The sequence below is a fragment of the Ferdinandcohnia sp. GQ5 genome (genome assembly GCF_059759275.1).
Genome location: NZ_JCAXEW010000003.1, coordinates 214,713 through 228,257 on the forward strand (window position 1 = coordinate 214,713; position 13,545 = coordinate 228,257).

Genomic DNA, 13,545 nt, shown 5'->3' on the forward strand with positions numbered 1-13,545 from the left:
GATTATTTCTTTTTCTTCTTTTGAACGTTTTGTTTTTCTGCCTCTACTTCCGTATAGGATGCGAATTCAACAAGCTCTTCACTAATTCTATTTCCTTTTTTTGCATTATTATTTCGTTGTGCATTTGCATTTCCACGCTTTGTCCTTCCCAATTCGTTCATCTCCATTCTTAATATTTCATTTTGTAGTATGAGTAGTTTGCCTCTTATAATGTAAGGCCTGAAGTAGGAAATTTAGCCAGTTAACTTGCTAAAAATACCCTCACAGGTGTGAGGGTATTTTTATTGGTAGGTGTACTAGCGATTTTTATTAGCCTGGGACTGCTGGTTCTGTTTACGAACTTCAGCAACATCCGTTTCGCTAGCAAATTCGGTACTGAAAGAGGAACCGGTTGAAGTGAATTGTTGTTGCCCAACAGATTGTTGGAGCTGCTGTGCGGACTGCTCTATCTGATTTAACTGCTGAGCAGCATTCAATTCACGTCCAGCAAATCCAGGGGCAGATTGTTGCACTTGTGGTGAGCTTTGTTGGAACTGCTGTGCATTCATTTGCTCTGTTTGAGCCAACTGCTTAGCTGTTTGTTTGATTTGATTAAGTGCAGCTTGAGCCTGTGCTGGAATTTGTTGATTGTTGTTGTTTTGCATTCGGAACCCTCCCAGACGAATTTTTGTGGATTCTCAAAAGGCCTTCCCTTTCAAAAATCCTTTCTTAATTTGTGTCTTACTAACCTTTTTAATGTATTGAAAAGAATGTTAAAAGAGTGACATTTTTCAGTGAATATAAGGAGATTTGTTTGTTCTCATTTTTTAAGGCTGTTATCATAAACTTTGTTGCTTTTTGATCCGATTATGCAAGGGGTTATTATTGTCCATTCACTGATTTCATTGATGGTACGAGTTCCTCGAAAATGCTGGCATTTTCTTCGTTCGATGTATGTTCAAGGAAGCAAATTCAACGTCCTGCGGGAATAGCGAGAAAGAAAAGACCCCGCTGCGACATAACGACTTGTCCAGTTGCAGCGGCTAGAAACTCGAGAAATTTCAACTCCTCCTTCAGAGGCAAAATACGCCTCTTTGTCGGAGTCTCCGACGCACAGGACGTGCTAGTGCCGACTTCGCCACAGGACGTGGCGCTTTAGTCGGCCAATTTTCTCGTTTCTGTGCAAGCCGCCTTCACATTTCGTTGAGGAGGCTTGTGGATCGCCCGCGGAAAGCGAGTGCCAGGAGCGGAAATCACCCTACATTTAAAAACAACAATCTGTTAGAAAAAGCCTTTTTTAAAACATCTATAGTAGGCTTACCGAGTTTTTTGTTGTTCATTTCAAACCATCCATTATATAATTCAAGTAATGGAAGAGGTGATTTGAATGAAACGAATCGATTTTTGGGGTAGAGATGAATATGATGAAAGACTTCTTGAAGAAGTACTACGTGGTGTGAAGACAGTCACCTGTACCCCAAAGGTTTGGTATGATCAATTGCCAGATGAAGAAAAAAGCGAAAAAGGCGATATCATACAAGCTTTTACGAAGCGGAATGAACATGTGGCAAACATCCAAATTACCGATTTTTATGAAATACGATTTGGTGAAATTCAAGGTGATGTGGGTAGAAGAATCGCGCAGGGCGAAAATTCCACGCTTGATGAATTTATAGAGGATCATATTTTCAGCTGGGAGAAACCACTACAAATGGATGGTTACGAACTGAATGAAGATACGGTGATAGTCGTTGAACATTTTACACTTAAGGACGTTTTTATAGATGTTAAGATAGATTTACACTTTGTCCCAATGTCCGAGGCGGAACGGTTTAAGGTCGCCAATTGGACAGATTTTGAGTTGTTTGGGATAGCTAGTGATTACTTTTATTCCGTATATAAAGAGAAAGATTTTGTGGCATTTGTTCGTTTTCGACAAAATGAAGAAATCACATTTATATACTACAAAGTAAATCCCGACTTTGAAGGGAAAGTGGACGAAAAAGAACTCTTGATTAAAGCTGAAAAGTACGCCAAAGATAACCTATTGGCAACCCAGTTGATTCATGAATGGAGCTCCATTTACACCTATCATAAATAAGAATACAAAAAGACGCTTTGCGTAATATACGCAGAGTGTCTTTTTTAGATGCCGCCAAAAAATCAATTTGACTTTCGAATACCTGTAAATGTAAAATCGTGGGACGAGGTGACTCACTTCTTGTCCTATTTAATAGATAATACAATATTGGGGCAACGAAATATGTCCATTAAGTCCAAAAGGGAGAAATGAAATGAAGCAGCTTTATATGATTTTGGTTCTAGTAGTTGTGATGGCTTTTGTTGCGCCTTTTCAAGCTTTTGCTCAAATGTCTCAACAAATTGATGCACCAACGATAAAGAGTGATTCAGTCATTTTACTAGATGCAAATACAGGTTCAATTCTATATCAGAAAAATAGTGATACGAAATTATATCCTGCAAGTTTAACGAAAATAGCAACTGCTGTTTATGCAATTGAAACAGGAAATTTAGACGATATTGTCACAGTTACTGAAAATGCCTATGAAACGGGTGGAACTCGCGTCTACCTGGAAGAAGGGGAAAAGGTTACCCTAAAACATCTTATCCAAGGGCTGCTGATTAATTCCGGCAACGATGCTGGTGTTGCAATTGCGGAGCATCTTGATGGAAGTGTGGAGAAATTTGCTAAATCCTTAAACTCATACCTGCAAACGAAAGTGGGTGTCAAACAGACCCATTTTACTAATCCACATGGTCTATTTGATGAAAATCACTATACAACTGCATATGACCTTGCTTTAATAACGAAATATGCTTTGGAAAATCCAGTTTTCCGTGAGATTTTTGGAACGAAGGAATTAGCCTGGAATGGTGAAAGCTGGGATACAACTCTCTATAGCCACCATTTAATGCTTAGAGGTGAAATCCCATATGAAGGAATCACAGGTGGAAAAACAGGCTTTGTCCAGGAATCGCGATTCACTCTTTCAACTACTGCGGAAAAAGGTGAAATGTCTTTAATAGCGATTGTATTAAAAGCAGATCGAAATGAAATTGCTTATGAGGATACAATTGAGCTTTTAGATTACGGCTTTGAAAATTTTGAGATAAAAGAAGTAGCTGCAGATAAATCCTTTATCGGTGACAAAAAAGAAAGCTATCATTTGAACAAGCCACTGAAATTTACACAAATGAAAAATGAAAAAGTTCAACTTGCGATGAACGACCAAGGTGTATTACAGGTACTTGGGGATGATGGCCGACTTCTTGCAACAAAACAGATGAAAATGGATATCCCAAAGGAAGCGTTAAATACCCGCGCTGAAATCAATCCAGCAAATATCAATCCTAAGGTTCCAGTACCAGCCATCCTAATGGTCCTGTTTTTTGGCGTTAGCCTTGTCTATCTACGAAAAACAATAAAAAACATAAAAAAGAGCACTTAATCAAAAGTGCTTTTTTTTTGTGGGACGAGGGACTTGTCCCTCTGTCCCGCAAACACAATATGCTTTTGTCCGAAGTAGTTTAGCATTGTGTAAAGTCCTGTTCCAAGCAAGACAGCTATTTCGTTTGTGTAGGGTAGTAAAATGAAACCTGCTATGAATTTACTTGCTGAATAGGAAAGAAAATAGCAGCTCAGAATGACTAAAATAAATAAAGGGATGCTTCTTCCAAATGTGGCATTGCTGTTAAATGTAAAGCGTCGGTTTAAGAGATAACTGACGAACGCACCAACTGAATTTCCTAGGAAAGTTGAAAGCCAGTAAGAGAGACCTACCGCATGCAAAAATAAAAAAATACTTGATAGTCCAACAATGGTATTCATAAGTCCAACTAGGAGAAAGCGGATGAATGTGTTAGTTGGTTTCAGATAATGGGCTGTAATCAATCAAGTGTCCACCCTCTTTCGGAGCTTCTGGTTCTTCCTCAGGTATTGCTAGATTGAACGTGTCGATATCGACAACGAACTTTGGCCGACGCTTTGTTTCCTTATAGATTTTTCCGATATATTCTCCGATAAAGCCTAAAGCAATTAACTGCAATCCACCAATTAACCAAATCGAGGTAATAAGGGAAGTCCAGCCTGTCTGGGTTTGTCCACTAAATTTCAAGTAAAAAAAGTAACCCCCAAAAAATAAGCTAATAAAGAATGAAAGCAGCCCCATTAATGAAATTAAGCGAATCGGAGTTACACTAAACGATGTAATCCCATCAAGAGCAAAGGAGAGCATTTTTTGTAATGGATACTTTGTTTCCCCAGCCATTCGTTCTTTACGGTCATAGAAGACAGATGTAGATTGAAAGCCGATTAGAGGAACCACTCCTCGTAAAAATAGGTTACTTTCATCGAATTGTTCGAGCGCATCCACGGCCCGCCTGCTCAGTAAGCGGAAATCGGCATGATTATAGACAAGGTTAACACCCATGAATTTCATTAACTTGTAAAACCCTTGTGCAGAATGCTTCTTAAAGAAAGTATCAGTCTTTCGTTCTTTACGTACACCATAAACAACTTCATAACCTTCCGAGAAGCGATGTAGAAATTGACGTATGACCTCAATATCATCCTGTAAATCGGCATCTATGGAGACGAGACAATCTGACTGACGCTTTGCGGAAAACAATCCTGCTAGTAGGGCATTTTGGTGGCCAACATTTCTGGATAACTTTAACCCTTTTATTTTATTATCTACAAGGCCTTGTTTATAAATGATTGACCATGTTTGATCCTTGCTTCCGTCATCAACAAATAAGAGTCTACTTTTTTCGGAAATTAACTTGTCCTCGATAAGATCATCCAGAAGGGCTCTAAGTTGTTTCATTGATTCAGGAAGAACTTCCTCTTCGTTATAGCAAGGGACAACAATTGTAAGTAAAGGTATGTTCATGATGAATCCCCCTAAAGAAAAGTTTGGTTATAATGTTTATTGAAACCTTGTTACTGGCAAAAATCTAAATTGAGAGGTTAAACGGTAGTAATTGGTTGATATTTAAGAGTCCTGTCCAACCAGATCAATTGTGTTATTGAAATGATTGTAAGATTGCGACACAAAGCATGTTCCCCCGTTCGCTTTGTGTTAGAATAAGCCCTTGATTGCGACACAGAGCATGTCACTCCATTCGCTTGTGTCGGAAAGAGCCCCTAATTGCGACAGTGAGTATGTCCTTCCGTTCGCCTAGTGTCGGAAAGAGCCCTTGGTTGCGACACAGGGTACGTTACTCAGTTCCAAAGTGTCAGAAAAACCCTCTAATTGCGACACAGAGCACGTTACTGAGTTACAATGTGTCGGAAAAAGCCCTTGATTGAGACAGAAAGCATATTCCTCGTTCGCAGTGAGTCGGAAAGGGCCCCTGGTTGCGACTGAGAGCAAGTCCCTCCGTTCGCAGTGAGTCGGAAAAAGCCCCTGATTGAGACAGAAAGCATATTCCTCGTTCGCAGTGAGTCGGAAAGAGCCCCCTGATTGCGACAGAGAGTATGTCTCTTTGTTTGCATTGAGTCGGAATAAACCCCGAATTGCGACAGAGAGTATGTCACTCATTTGCATTGTGTCGGAAAGCCCCCTGATTGCGACAGAGAGCATGTTCCTCGTTTCGCAGTGAGTCAGAAAGAGCCCCTGATTGCGACAGAGAGCATGTTCCTCGTTTCGCAGTGAGTCAGAAAGAGCCCCAGATTGCGACAGAGAGTATGTCTCTTTGTTTGCATTGAGTCGGAATAAACCCCTGATTGCGACAGAGAGCATGTCACTTTGTTTGCTTTGAGTCGGAAAGAGCCCTGATTGCGACAGAGAGTATGTCTCTTTGTTTGCATTGAGTCGGAATAAACCCCTGATTACGACACAGAGCAAATTACTCGGCGCCCTTTGAGTCGGAAATCCCCCCTGATTGCGACAGAGAGCATGTCCCTTTGTTTGCATTGAGTCGGAAAGGGGCCCTGATTGCGACAGAGAGCAAGTCCCTCCGTTCGCATAGTGTCAGAATAAGCCCTTGATTGCGACACAGAGCATGTCACTCCATTCGCTTGTGTCGGAAAGAGCCCCTAATTGCGACAGTGAGTATGTCCTTCCGTTCGCCTAGTGTCGGAAAGAGCCCCTGGTTGCGACAGAGAGCAAGTCCCTCCGTTCGCAGTGAGTCGGAAAGAGCCCCTGATTGTGACAGAGAGCATATTCCTCGTTCGCAGTGAGTCGGAAAGGGCCCCTGATTGTGACAGAGAATATGTCCCTCAGTTCCTTGAAAATTCCCACAGCCTATTGGCCGAAAATAACCTTATTACTTAATCGATTGAAACTCGATATAAATAAACCCTCCATGCAGATTCTGGAGAATCGAAAGTCTCTTCAAGGACTAAATGATTTTCGTCTGCATTTTGAATAGGCAGAGATGAAATGATAAACCGCCCGCCCATCTCATAAAATGCTTGCATGTTCAGTTCCATTTTCTTAATCTCTTTTTTCGACGTTTTTTTAAACATATAGTGCTTGCCAAGTTCATCTAAAAAGATGTAGCACCGGCCACCCCATTCATCAAAATATTGGCGCAGTTTCTTGTCCTTTTTCAATTCCTTGGCGATAATTTTCCGAAACTGATGTTTATAAGAAAGGGGATAAAAATTATTGTATGTATCCAGTGTATAAAACCCGTTATACTGAGCGATAGCAGGGTGAAGACCGATGCTAGCTACACGATACTCCTCTTGCGGCAAACCTATATAGTCCTTGATATCCTCGAATTGTTTTTCAGCAAAAAATTGCAGAAAAGATGGCTTGTTTTTATAAACAATTTCTTCATTAAAAGACGCCACAATTACTAGCTGTGCTGCTAGGAATACCAAACTTGCACGCTTCCACCCAACCCGGTATTCCCATAAAATTTTTAACGAAATAGCAAACAAAACATAAATAACCATTGGCCTTAGAAAATGGTATCTTGCAAAATTAAAGGTGTCTAAAAAGTGAAATCGTTCCGTTAAAGGAACCCACCCCTTATAAAACCAAAAGGCATACCAAACGGACAATACAGCATTAAGAACATGTAAGAAAAGGAAAACTTTCTCTTGTTTCCATTTTTTCTTCATGATAACAACATTCAATGCAAGTATGGTAACTGGCAAAATAACCAAGCCATGAACACTCATTACATGGGTATGACCAAGTACATAATTTTTTAGAGATAGACGGAGAGCACGTAAAAATGATAATCGTGCATGAAAATATTCATCCCGACTATTTGGTTCATCCATAAATAAAAAGGAGTATACAAGACGATATTCAACTACCATAAAAATGAATGTGAAATAGATGAGTGCCCATAAAAAGCGAAGGTTCAAACCCTTGCCGCGGAAGCAATCGATCAGCCATAAAATCCCCATTGCGCTTATAAAAAAGAAAAATCCAAGAACAATGCTCGCATAAAAGGGAAGTAAGGTCAGTGTCAACCAGTTTACCCATGATTTCTCCCCAGCTCGGATATTTAGGAGTGCCCATAAGGCAAGTGGCATCCCGAGTGTACTCAGCATTCCAGACGGCCAAAAAGGTGTTAAGGCAAAGGCTAGTGAAACCCCAACACGAATCCAAGACCATTCATGACGAGTGAGAAAATGCTTTCTTAGTAATAAATACATGCCTAAAAACGCAAAGATTCTCGTGATAAACTGGCTCAGTCCATAGGCAATCATTGGTGGAAAAACGGCATGTAGCCATACAATTCCGCTAAATTCGGTTCCAAATGCACCTCGTTGAAGATTACCATTAATAATTTGAGGGATTGTGGCATCAACTGACCCGAGCATTTGATTGCTTTCTGAAAGAACCTTATACCATGCAAGATTCGAATCTAAGTTGTCGTGAACTCGTAGATGAGCATTCTCACCAAGGATAAAATAAGGAGATACAAAAATGACGATAAGTAGGAAGGCAGCTATGATGAGACGAAACTCACTTCGTTGTTGAGTTCTAGTTTGCGACAATGTCCTCCCTCCATTAACAAAATTTCCATTATTGGATTTCCATTTTTTATCGTATCCATAATCGGATGTAATATGAATGTGAAAAGAAAAAAGTGGGGAAGCCCCACTTTTTCACGGTTATTTACTACTGATCAACAATTAACTGGTTCCTACTTTTGCTTTTTCGAGAGCTTGAACAATATCGATTAATCCCTCGCCAAAATAAATATCTTTCCCCGCTTTACCAAGATCTAGGCTTGTTCCCTTGATCATCTCCATGATTTCTTTATTAGAAAGGTTTGGATTAATGGAGCGCATTAAGGCAGCCAGCGCAGCAACATGTGGTGCTGCCATTGAAGTTCCAGACAATGCAGCATATTGCTCATCAATATAAGTGCTCGGTATTGTCACTCCTGGTGCTGAGACATCGATATAATCTCCATAATTGGAGAATTCTGCTTTATCACCGTTTAAATCAACAGCTGCAACACTTAATACTTGTGGGTACGCAGATGGGTAGCTCGGTTGGCTTGAATTATCGTTGCCAGAAGCAGCCACCATCACAACGTCATGTCTATATGCATAATCAACTGCTTGTTTCAGCAATTTTGATCCTTGGTAATTACCAAGACTAAGATTAATTACATCAGCCCCATGATCAGTTGCCCAAATGATACCACGAGCAATGTCAAAGGTTGATCCATATCCATCTGAGCCCATTACTTTTATTGGCATAATAGGGTTAAACCACGTGACTCCTGCAGTTCCTTCGTGATTATTTGTTTGCGAAGCAATGATTCCGGCAACATGTGTACCATGCCCGTTGTCATCATCTGGGACATTATTGTCTTTTAGGATGTTGTAACCCTCCGTAATTCGGTTCACTAAGTCGGGATGATCCAAATCTACCCCTGTATCAATTATGGCTATTTTAACTTTATCTGATCCCTGTGTTATACCCCAGCCATTTTCGGAATCAATCATACGTAGATTCCATTGGAAATCGTTATAAAGGAGGTCATTTGGTGCTTGCTGATTTTGCATCATTATATAGTTAGGCTCGGCAAACTCAACGTCCTTCCTTCTATCGAAATAAGAAATCATCTCAGGTGTTTTCATGTTATTTGATTCAAAAATATAAGAAGAATCTAGTTTGCGAAGTAGCTTTCCTTCGATATCTTTTTCGATTTGATTAATTTCATCCTTCTTTAAAAGATGTTTAAAATCAACAATAACTTGGTGATGATGGTAATGGCTTTTCTCTTTGCCGTTATGGTCAATTACATCGATTTCTTCATGGTTATCTAATTGCTTTTGCACATTGTTGTACAGTTGAATGGAGTCTACATTCATCACCTGTGGGGACGTATCGATTGTTTCATTTTTTAATGGGTGGAGAGCGCTATGAGTTGAAGATGTTTTTGAATTAGCTTGATCCCCATTATTGTCAAATAATCTAAAAGAAACGAAAATCGATAACCCAACAGCAATTATTAATGCTACTATTGCAAGTCTCTTTTTATTCCACATTGATATATCACCTCAACCACACTTTTCTTGTCTAGTTCCTGGCCGCATTGGCTCTCAGGTTCATTCGAGTCTCTTCGGAAGGTAAAAGCACCTTCTGTCAGTGGCTTGTCTTATGCTTGTCGCCAATAAGCAGGCACTTGCACTTTCCTCTTAGTATCTTGCTTACAACATACTTTCATGCCTTACTTTCATTCCAATAAATTGAAAGTAAGAAGAAATAGTATGCATAATTTCCATACATTTCATGGAATAACTAACAGGAGGGAAAGAAGTAGAAATTCAAGAAACATGTTAAAAGCAAAAGGGTGATAGCAATGGCAAATTGGTTCAAAAAGGAAGATAAGAAACCAAGGTTAACGGAGGAAATATATCAAACCTTTCGAAAATCAGAAGATTTCATTTGCCAATTCAATAAACAAGCAATTCGCCCGTATTGGATTTGTTATCAACGAAATATTATTGATACAAAAACCATTAACGAACAAATACTACCTTATTTACTTTATGCGAAAGTCTATTCAATTCGAGACCTTAAAGCAATTATTCCAAATAAGGAAATTGTGATTTCAAAAAATCCTAGGGAAATTGAAGATAAGATTTTACAAGGTAGTATTATGATTCAATTTCACAAAAGTGACGGTTATTGTGCACTTGTAGATGCAGTGAAATTTGAAAAAAGATCAGTCAACTCCCCTGAAGTGGAATTTAGTGTTACTGGACCAAAAGAGGCATTTGTTGAATCACTTGATACCAATTTAAACCTAATCCGAAAGCGACTACCTGTGCCTGAATTACGGGTAAAGGAACTGACTGTTGGTAAATTATCAAAAACTAAGGTAGCAGTGGTTTATATTGAAGATATTGTTGAGAAGGAAAATGTACAAACTGTATTACAACGAATTAGCGATATTGACTTTGACCAAATAAGTGATAGCTCTTATATATCACAAATGATTGTTGATAATACGAATTCACCCTTCCCACAAATGCTTGAAACGGAACGGCCTGACAGGGTTGCGTCTGTATTAGTTGAGGGGAAGGTAGTGGTGCTTTCAGAAGGATCACCACAAGCCATCATTACTCCAACTACACTTGTTGAGTTTTTCTCATCATTTGAAGACTATTTCTTGAACTGGTACATCGCTTCCTTTGTTAGGTTACTTCGCCTTTTTTCGGTCATCTTTTCAATATTAATAACGCCGATTTATGTCGCTGTACTAACATATCATCATGAATTAATTCCTAGGGATCTACTGGCCACTTTAGTTATCTCAAGGCGTGAAGTTCCTTTGCCACCGATTCTAGAGGCATTGTTTTTAGAAATCGTCATAGAACTCCTTCGGGAAGCAGGAGCAAGGCTTCCTGCAAAAGTTGGTCAAACAATCGGTATCGTGGGCGGTATCGTTATAGGAACTGCTTCTGTTGAAGCAGGTCTTACGAGTAATGTATTGTTGATTATGGTTGCACTGGCTGCATTAGCATCTTTTACAACACCCGTTTATACGATGGGTAATACAATTCGTATCATTCGTTTTCCATTTCTTATCTTCTCTCAGTTATGGGGATTAATCGGAATTGTTCTATGTTTTTGTTTTCTATTAGCCCATTTAATACGATTAACATCTTTAGGTCGGCCATTCTTAGAACCAATTTACCCACTACGTGTTGGAGATTTAAAGGATGCATTTATTCGGCTACCATATTCTCAGCTTGCAAAACGTCCGGGTTATTTACGTCCGGAAGATAAAAAACGTTTTAATCAAAAGAAAGCAGAAACAAAAAAAGATATTGATGAATAGCTTCACCGTATTCATGCGTATTTGATTCCAAGGAGTTGCAACGATGGAAAGGATCAAAGAATCATTTTTAGTTTCTCCTATTTTTGTCTTTTTCTTAATTCATTCCATGCAAGTAGGGGTAGGAATGCTCGGTTTCCAACGGATCATAGCGAAATCAGCAGGGTATGACAGTTGGATCTCCGTCATACTAGCCGGGGTGGCTGTACACATCATTGTATGGATTATTTATAAAATCTTAGATTATTCAGGGGGAGACGTTGTTGATGTTCATAAAGAGATTTTTGGAAAGTGGATAGGGGGCCTTCTTAGCCTATTATTTATTCTCTACCTTATGGCATTAGCGGTAACCGTTTTACGAAGTTATATTGAGGTCATTCAGGTATGGATGTTCCCAGAATTCAATAGTTGGGTTTTTGGTTTTTTCACTATTGTGCTAGCGTACTATATTATCTTAGGTGGTTTTAGAACGGTAACGGGCATTAGTTTTTTTAGTATTGTCCTCCCATTATATATACTTCTTTTAGTTTTCTTTCCTTTGGATTATGGCCATGTGCGCAATTTGTTACCAATTATGAATCATTCGGTAACAGAAATTGCAAGAGGAACAAAGGATATGTCCCTAAGCATCATGGGTTTTGAAGCGCTTTTGCTATTTTATCCATTTATTAAAAATCCGCCAAAGTCCCAAAAATGGGCCCACCTAGGTGTCTTAGCAACAACGAGTTTATATCTAATTGCTAGCGTTACAGCAACCATGTATTTTAGCGCTGACCAAATAGATAAAATAATCTGGGCAACTCTAACCATGTTTAAAAGTATCAACATGCCGTTCGTAGAGCGATTTGAGTATGTTGGAATCGCATCATGGTTTCTTGTAATCCTACCCAATATTTGTATTGCATTGTGGGGAGCTGGCAGAGGAATCAAAAAAGTATTTTCGGTGCAACAACGAAAATCGTTACTTTGGATTTTACCAATCGTATTAGTTGCTAGCAGTCTTATTAAATCTCGTCAACAAATAGACATGCTCAGTGGATATATGGCAAATTTTGGACTTTATTATATTTTTGCTTATATTCCAATCCTCTTCATAATTACACTAGTTGTTCGTAAAATGAGGGAGAAAAAATGAAAAAAGTACTTACAGGAATTGCGCTCTGTACCATTACATTAATAACAATCTTATATGGAAGAATATCTGAAGAAATAATAGACGAAATTAATATGGTGGCAGCAGTTGGATTTGATAGAGCTGAGGGTCAAAAAATTAAAGGTACGGCTGTTATCCCTGTTTTTAAAGCAGACAAAAGCATCGACAATGCTAGCTTCACTGGGGAATCAGTGTTAGCCAAAGAAATTATTAATGTGCTACAAAAAAAGTCAGCGGATCCATTAGTGACAGGTGCTGTCCGCGTTGTTTTGTATGAAAATGAGCTTGCAAAAAACGGAATACTACGATATATTGACGCCCTTCAACGTGATGCAAGCATCGGATCGAAAATCAATCTAGCGATTGTTGAAGGAAAGACAAGTGACGTATTAGAAAAGAGTTTAGGAAACAGGGGAACTGGGGAATATTTATCAATCATGTTACAACATAATATCGAGAAACGAGATTTACCTAGGTCTGATCTTCATACTTTTATGTATAGACATTATATGGAGGGTATGGATCCCTATCTCCCAACTATGAAACTGCTTTCTAATAAGATGGAGATAACAGGGCTTGGACTGTTTCAGCATGGTAAAATGGTGGCTAAAATCGATGAGCCTGATTTGTTCTTTTTTAAGGCGCTGGTCGAAGATTATGGTGAAGGTGCATATACTATACGATTAAAAGGTACAGATGAGTATGCATCTATCAGGCGCATTAAATCAAAAAGAAAAATAAAGATCGAGGAAATAAATGGGGAGCCAAAGGTAAACATTACCATTAAATTTCAAGGGATATTGAGTGAATTTTCTGGACAAACAACAAATCCCAAATTGATTCAAAAGATAGTAGAAGAACTCGAAGGCACAATAAAAGATAAATCCGAAGCAATGTTAAAAGATTTTCAAGAAAAAAATATTGACCCAGTTGGGATTGGATATATGGCTAGACACTCAACTCGTGGTTTAGACTTTGAAAAATGGGAACTAAATTACCCAAATATAAATATAGAGGTTCATTCAGAGGTAACGATTACTGAGACTGGTATTACGCAATAAATTTGTGACAAAGAGCTTCTTTTATAGCAACCAGTTTTCGGTAGTGTATGATATACTTAC

The 13,545-nt window shown here is 38.9% G+C and carries 11 protein-coding genes; 5 read left to right on the forward strand and 6 right to left on the reverse strand.

Annotation, left to right across the window (positions count from 1 at the left end):
- Window positions 1-2: 2 nt before the first annotated feature.
- Both ypzF and AC6CHV_RS05300 read right to left on the reverse strand, forming a co-directional pair.
- Window positions 3-152 (reverse strand): protein YpzF, encoded by a 150-nt coding sequence (gene ypzF / locus AC6CHV_RS05295; RefSeq protein WP_165918145.1) that lies wholly within the window; start codon window positions 150-152, stop codon window positions 3-5.
- 144 nt (window positions 153-296) lie between these two features.
- Window positions 297-644, reverse strand: a complete 348-nt coding sequence (locus tag AC6CHV_RS05300) for a gamma-type small acid-soluble spore protein (RefSeq protein ID WP_246006388.1) — start codon at window positions 642-644, stop codon at window positions 297-299.
- A gap of 722 nt (window positions 645-1,366) precedes the next feature.
- Here AC6CHV_RS05300 and AC6CHV_RS05305 point away from each other — a divergent pair.
- Together AC6CHV_RS05305 and AC6CHV_RS05310 are read left to right on the forward strand one after the other, a co-directional pair.
- Window positions 1,367-2,080, forward strand: a complete 714-nt coding sequence (locus AC6CHV_RS05305; protein WP_440273601.1) for an ASCH domain-containing protein — start codon at window positions 1,367-1,369, stop codon at window positions 2,078-2,080.
- A 193-nt stretch (window positions 2,081-2,273) separates the two neighbouring features.
- Window positions 2,274-3,449 (forward strand): serine hydrolase, encoded by a 1,176-nt coding sequence (locus AC6CHV_RS05310; protein ID WP_498078281.1) that lies wholly within the window; start codon window positions 2,274-2,276, stop codon window positions 3,447-3,449.
- On the opposite strand, the gene AC6CHV_RS05315 is transcribed toward AC6CHV_RS05310, so the two are convergent.
- The 4 genes from AC6CHV_RS05315 to AC6CHV_RS05330 all read right to left on the reverse strand — a co-directional run bounded on the left by AC6CHV_RS05315 (window position 3,446) and on the right by AC6CHV_RS05330 (window position 9,475).
- On the reverse strand, window positions 3,446-3,892 hold the full coding sequence (locus AC6CHV_RS05315) for a GtrA family protein (RefSeq protein ID WP_498078282.1): 447 nt from the start codon (window positions 3,890-3,892) through the stop codon (window positions 3,446-3,448). The two genes, AC6CHV_RS05310 and AC6CHV_RS05315, sit on opposite strands and share 4 nt — an antisense overlap.
- Entirely contained in the window at window positions 3,861-4,892 is a 1,032-nt protein-coding gene (locus tag AC6CHV_RS05320) for a glycosyltransferase (protein ID WP_498078283.1), read from the reverse strand. Before AC6CHV_RS05320 ends, AC6CHV_RS05315 begins: the two co-directional genes overlap by 32 nt.
- Before the next feature lie 1,382 nt (window positions 4,893-6,274).
- On the reverse strand, window positions 6,275-7,966 hold the full coding sequence (locus AC6CHV_RS05325) for a DUF6044 family protein (RefSeq protein ID WP_341330467.1): 1,692 nt from the start codon (window positions 7,964-7,966) through the stop codon (window positions 6,275-6,277).
- A gap of 138 nt (window positions 7,967-8,104) precedes the next feature.
- Window positions 8,105-9,475, reverse strand: a complete 1,371-nt coding sequence (locus AC6CHV_RS05330) for a S8 family peptidase (RefSeq protein ID WP_341330468.1) — start codon at window positions 9,473-9,475, stop codon at window positions 8,105-8,107.
- Window positions 9,476-9,789: 314 nt separating this feature from the next.
- On the opposite strand from AC6CHV_RS05330, the gene AC6CHV_RS05335 reads away from it, so the two are divergent.
- The 3 genes from AC6CHV_RS05335 to AC6CHV_RS05345 are packed head-to-tail and all read left to right on the forward strand — an operon-like array spanning window position 9,790 to window position 13,485.
- Window positions 9,790-11,274: a spore germination protein gene (locus AC6CHV_RS05335; RefSeq protein WP_341330469.1), complete on the forward strand. Its 1,485-nt coding sequence runs from the start codon at window positions 9,790-9,792 to the stop codon at window positions 11,272-11,274.
- A 43-nt stretch (window positions 11,275-11,317) separates the two neighbouring features.
- Window positions 11,318-12,406 (forward strand): GerAB/ArcD/ProY family transporter, encoded by a 1,089-nt coding sequence (locus AC6CHV_RS05340; RefSeq protein ID WP_341330470.1) that lies wholly within the window; start codon window positions 11,318-11,320, stop codon window positions 12,404-12,406.
- Window positions 12,403-13,485 (forward strand): Ger(x)C family spore germination protein, encoded by a 1,083-nt coding sequence (locus AC6CHV_RS05345; protein WP_440273598.1) that lies wholly within the window; start codon window positions 12,403-12,405, stop codon window positions 13,483-13,485. Before AC6CHV_RS05340 ends, AC6CHV_RS05345 begins: the two co-directional genes overlap by 4 nt.
- Window positions 13,486-13,545 lie beyond the last annotated feature (60 nt).